The sequence below is a fragment of the Streptomyces sp. UNOC14_S4 genome, from assembly GCF_020740835.1.
Classification (GTDB): Bacteria; Actinomycetota; Actinomycetes; order Streptomycetales; family Streptomycetaceae; genus Streptomyces.
Map to the genome: position 1 here is coordinate 1 of NZ_JAINFC010000600.1, position 4,168 is coordinate 4,168.

General features: G+C 75.5%; 3 protein-coding genes. 1 reads left to right on the forward strand and 2 read right to left on the reverse strand.

Going from position 1 to position 4,168, the window contains the following annotated elements; translation table 11 throughout:
- Positions 1–1,251: FAD-dependent monooxygenase (locus tag K6I34_RS32835; protein WP_229331690.1), on the reverse strand; the 1,251-nt coding region annotated here is incomplete at its 3' end.
- Positions 1,252–1,568: 317 nt separating this feature from the next.
- Here K6I34_RS32835 and K6I34_RS38750 point away from each other — a divergent pair.
- Positions 1,569–2,801: a cytochrome P450 gene (locus tag K6I34_RS38750; protein WP_229331691.1), complete on the forward strand. Its 1,233-nt coding sequence runs from the start codon at positions 1,569–1,571 to the stop codon at positions 2,799–2,801.
- Between the two features lie 7 nt (positions 2,802–2,808).
- Here the strand turns inward: K6I34_RS38750 and K6I34_RS32845 are convergent.
- The coding region (locus tag K6I34_RS32845; RefSeq protein ID WP_229331692.1) for a lanthionine synthetase C family protein at positions 2,809–4,168 on the reverse strand (1,360 nt) is incomplete at its 5' end.

Below are 4,168 nucleotides of genomic sequence, written 5' to 3' on the forward strand. Positions count from 1 at the left end.
CCCCGCCCCGGTCCCCGGCCCGGCTCCTTCCCTGGTCACCGCCCCGGGGTCCGGCCTCGTGTCCACCGACAAGCGGCTGTCGCGGTATCCCTCGTCCACCGGGTGGGGCCACCGCACCGGTTCGCCCTCCGCGAGGAGGACGCGGCGGTAGAGGCGGGTGCTGGCGGCGATCGCCTCGGCCGCGGCGGGGCGGCGTTCCGACTCGTAGGTGTCGAGGAGCGCGGGGTCGGCTCCGTGGCGCAGCACCATGCCGAGTTTCCAGCCGAGGTTGTAGGCGTCCTGTACGCCGGTGTCGAGGCCCTGGCCACCGACCGGTGAGTGGACGTGGGCGGCGTCGCCCGCGAGGAGGACGCGTCCCGCGCGGTAGGAGTCGGCGAGGCCGGTCTCGGCGCGGAAGGCCGTGGCGCACCGCACCTCGCGGACGTCGGCCGCCGGGAGGTGGGTGCGGTCGGCGATCAGCTGGCGGACGCCCTCCTCGGAGGTGTCGGGCCGGGCGGGCTCGTCCTCGTAGCGGGCGAGCAGCCGGAAGGTGTCCGCGCAGGCGAGCGGGCACAGGGACAGGGCACCGCCCTTCGCGCCGGGCCAGATGTGCCAGCGGTCCCTGTCGAGCCCGTCGGCGAGGACGTCCGCGACGATCAGCGGCCGCTCGTCGAACGCCTGGGCGGGCCTGGCGATGCCGAGGGCGGCGCGGACCGTGCCGCGGACGCCGTCCGTGCCGACGGCGTAGGCGGCGTGCACGATCCGGGTCCGGTTCTGGTGTGTGAGCAGGAGTTCGACGCCGTCGGCGGTCGCGGCCAGCCCGGTGAGGGCGACGCCGAAGGCCACGTCTCCCCCGAGTTCCCGCAGGCGCGTGCGGAGGACCTCCTGCGTGCGCCACTGCGGGACCGACCACACCGGCACCCGGGGTACGGGGCCGGGGTGCTGTTCGTACAGGTCGCGGTCGACGCAGGGCTCGCCGTCGGTCCAGTAGCGCAGCGGCGGGTGCGGTTCGCCGACCGCGCGCACGGTGGCGAGGACGCCGAGGTCGTCGAGGATCTCCTGGGTGCGGGGCCGGAGTTCCCTGGCGCGGGAGCCGGGGAAGAGCCGGTCACCGCGTTCGACGAGCAGGGTGCGCACCCCGCGGCGCAGCAGGTCGCAGGCCAGGGCCAGGCCGGTGGGGCCCGCGCCCGCGACGACCACCTCGAAGTCGCTGCCGTTCATGCCGTCGGCGTCCATGCCCATACCCATACCCATGCCCATGTCCATGCCCATGCGGTGTTCCGGATGGGCGGAGTGTGGCTCACGGGGAAGTCGGGAGTCCTGGGTTCGGTCGCGCTCCCACCCGAATGGCCGTGTACGGCCGTGTACGGACCGCGAGCCCCGCAAACCGTCGCCTGGTGTAATCGAGCGGACACCCTGGGTAGGATTCCCGGGCACTGCGCCACTCCGTCGCCCCTCAACTGCCGCCGTACCCAGGGTCGTCCAGCGCACCACACCACGCTCCTCGGCATCGAGAGCCCGCCACGGCGACCTGTCCGTCCACGGGCCGTCGTCCGCGTCCCGTCCGTCCTTGCCCGAGGAGGCTCGTCGTGCCCACCGACCGGACCGCCGCCCCGCCCGGGGTCTTCACCCCGGCCTTCTTCCAGGACGCCCACCCCGTCTTCGACACGCTGCGCGAGCGGGCACCCGCCACCCTGGTCACGGGGGTGAGCGGTACGCGCCTGTGGCTGATCCCCCGTTACGAGGAGGCCCGCGTGCTGCTCTCCTCCCCCTCGGTCCGCAAGGGCGACTGGAAGCGCCCGGACCTGCTCAGGGAGCAGCACCTCACACGGTCGGAGCGGCGCCGTGAGATGACCACCCGCATCCGGGCCCACATGGTGGCCGGTGACCATCCGGACCACCAGCGGCTGCGGCAGGGCACCCAGCAGGCGCTCGGCCGGCACCGGATCGACTCCCTGAGGCCGCGCATCGAGCTCTTCGCGGACGAGACCCTGGACGCGCTGGCGGCCGCGCGCGGCGCGGGGCCGGTGGAGTTCCGTGCCAAGGCCGCCTACCCGTTCACCGTCGCCGTGGTCTCCGAGCTCCTCGGGCTGCCGGAGGAGGAACAGGCGGGCTTCCCGGCCTGGTTCGACGCCCTCATGTGCAGACGCGGCTCGGACAGCGTACGGAAGGCGTCGGCGATCCTCTCCGGTTTCACCGAGCGCCTCGCCGACCGCAGGCGCGCGCATCCCGCCCGGGGGCTGTTGTCCACCCTCGGTTCCCGGACCGACGGGCGGCGTCCGCTGACCCGTCAAGAGCTCGCCTCGACCGCGTTCCTGCTGCTGATCGCGGGCATCGAGACGGCGAACGCCATCGCCAACGGCGTGTTCACCCTGCTGAGCCACCCCGAGCAGTACGCGGCGCTGCGCGCCGACCGCTCCCTGCTGCCCGGCGCGGTCGAGGAGTGCCTGCGCCACGACGGGCCGTTCCGCGCGGTGGGCCCGCGCTACACCGTGGCGCGGGTCGACCTCGGCGAGGGGGTGTCCATCCCGGCCGGGGAGTTCCTGCTGATCGCCGTCGCGGCGGCGAACCGTGATCCGCGCCGGTTCCCCGATCCGCACCGCTTCGACATCACCCGCACCGACCACGCGCATCTGGCGCTGGGGTACGGGACGCGCCGGTGCGCCGGTGCGGCGCTGGCCCGCGCGCAGATGGAGATCCTCCTCGGGCGGCTGCTCGACCGGTTTCCCGGGCTGCGGCCGGGGGTGCCGCTGGAGGAGGTCCGGCGGCGGCCCAGCATGACGATGAACTGGCTGCAGGACCTGCCGGTCCTGCTGCGCTGACCCGGCGTCAGCGGTCGCTGTCGACCAGCCAGGAGCGGGGGCCGCCGTGCTTGAGGCGCAGCAGGAAGTCGAGGGCCCCGGCCGCGCCGGTGCCGTGGCCGTGGCCGGTCCCGTACGGGGTGCCGTCGGTCCCGTACGGGATGCCGTCGGCCCCGCACGGGATGTCGTCGGGCATCACGAGCCTGCCGTCGCGCCGCGCGGCCCGGACGTACAGACACATGGCGGCCTCGGCGGCCCGGTCGCGGTAGCGCTCCTGCCCCGTGGCATCGGCCAGGTCGAGAAGCAGTTCGGCGTCGCCCGCGACGCCGTGGCAGACCCCGGGCGCGAGCCGCCAGCGGTCGCGGTACGCCGCGCGCGCCGCCCGCTCCGCCCAGGTGCGGAACAGCCGGTCGCCGGTGAGCCGCCACAGCCGGACGAGGAAGGTCCCGACGCCGGAGGCGCCGTCGCACCAGCAGCCGGGGCCGGTACGGCCGCCGCGGCGCGGCCCCCCGGGCCAGTAGGCGGCGTCGCCGTGGCGTTCGGCCACGGCGCACAGGGTGTGCCCGGCGCCGACGGCGATGTCGACGAGGTCCGGACTGCCCAGGTCCCGGCCCGCGGCGAGGAGGAACGCCGCGTTCCCCGCGACGCCGTGCGCGAAGCCGTAACCGGCGGAACCGGCGAGTTCGGCGCGGTGCCTCGTGTCGACGGGCCAATCCACTCCGCCGTCCGCGAGGCCGGTGAGGCCGAGCAGCGCGTCCGCGCACTGCATCGTCCGGTCGGCGAACCGGTGGTCGCGGGTGGTGTGCCACAGGTGCAGTTGTGCGAGGCCGGCGCCCGCGAGGCCGTGGCAGACGTCGGGGTCGTGCCAGTCGAGCGGGATGCGCAGGGCGTACTCGCGGGCGCGCCCGGCCAGCGTCGCGTCGCCGATCGTGCGGGCGGCGTCGTGGAGCGCCCAGACGGCACCGGAACGGCCGGAGTGGAGGCCGGGGAGGATGCGGCTGGGCAGGGTGAGGCGTTCGTCCAGCCAGTAGGCGGCGGTGCGCAGGAGGGGTTCGGCACGGGTCTCGCCGGTGCGCGCGGCGCGGTCGAGCGCGGCGAGCGCGCCCGCGGCGCCGAGCCGGACGCTGCAGGGGTCGCCGTGCGGCAGGGCGCGGGGTGTCGGCCAGAGATATTCCGCGGCGGGTTCGGCGGTGGCCGCCAAGTGGTCGAGGCCGTCGGCGATCAGCCGGTCGAGGTGGTGGCGCGGCAGGGCGGGGCCCGCGGACGCGGACTGTCCGGCGGGTTCGGCGCGCAGGAAGGCCGCGGCCTTGTCGAGCGGCCAGCGGGAGGGGCCGTCCGCGGTGAGCCCGAGGACGAGGGGGGCGAGTGCGCGGAGCGCGGGGAAGGCC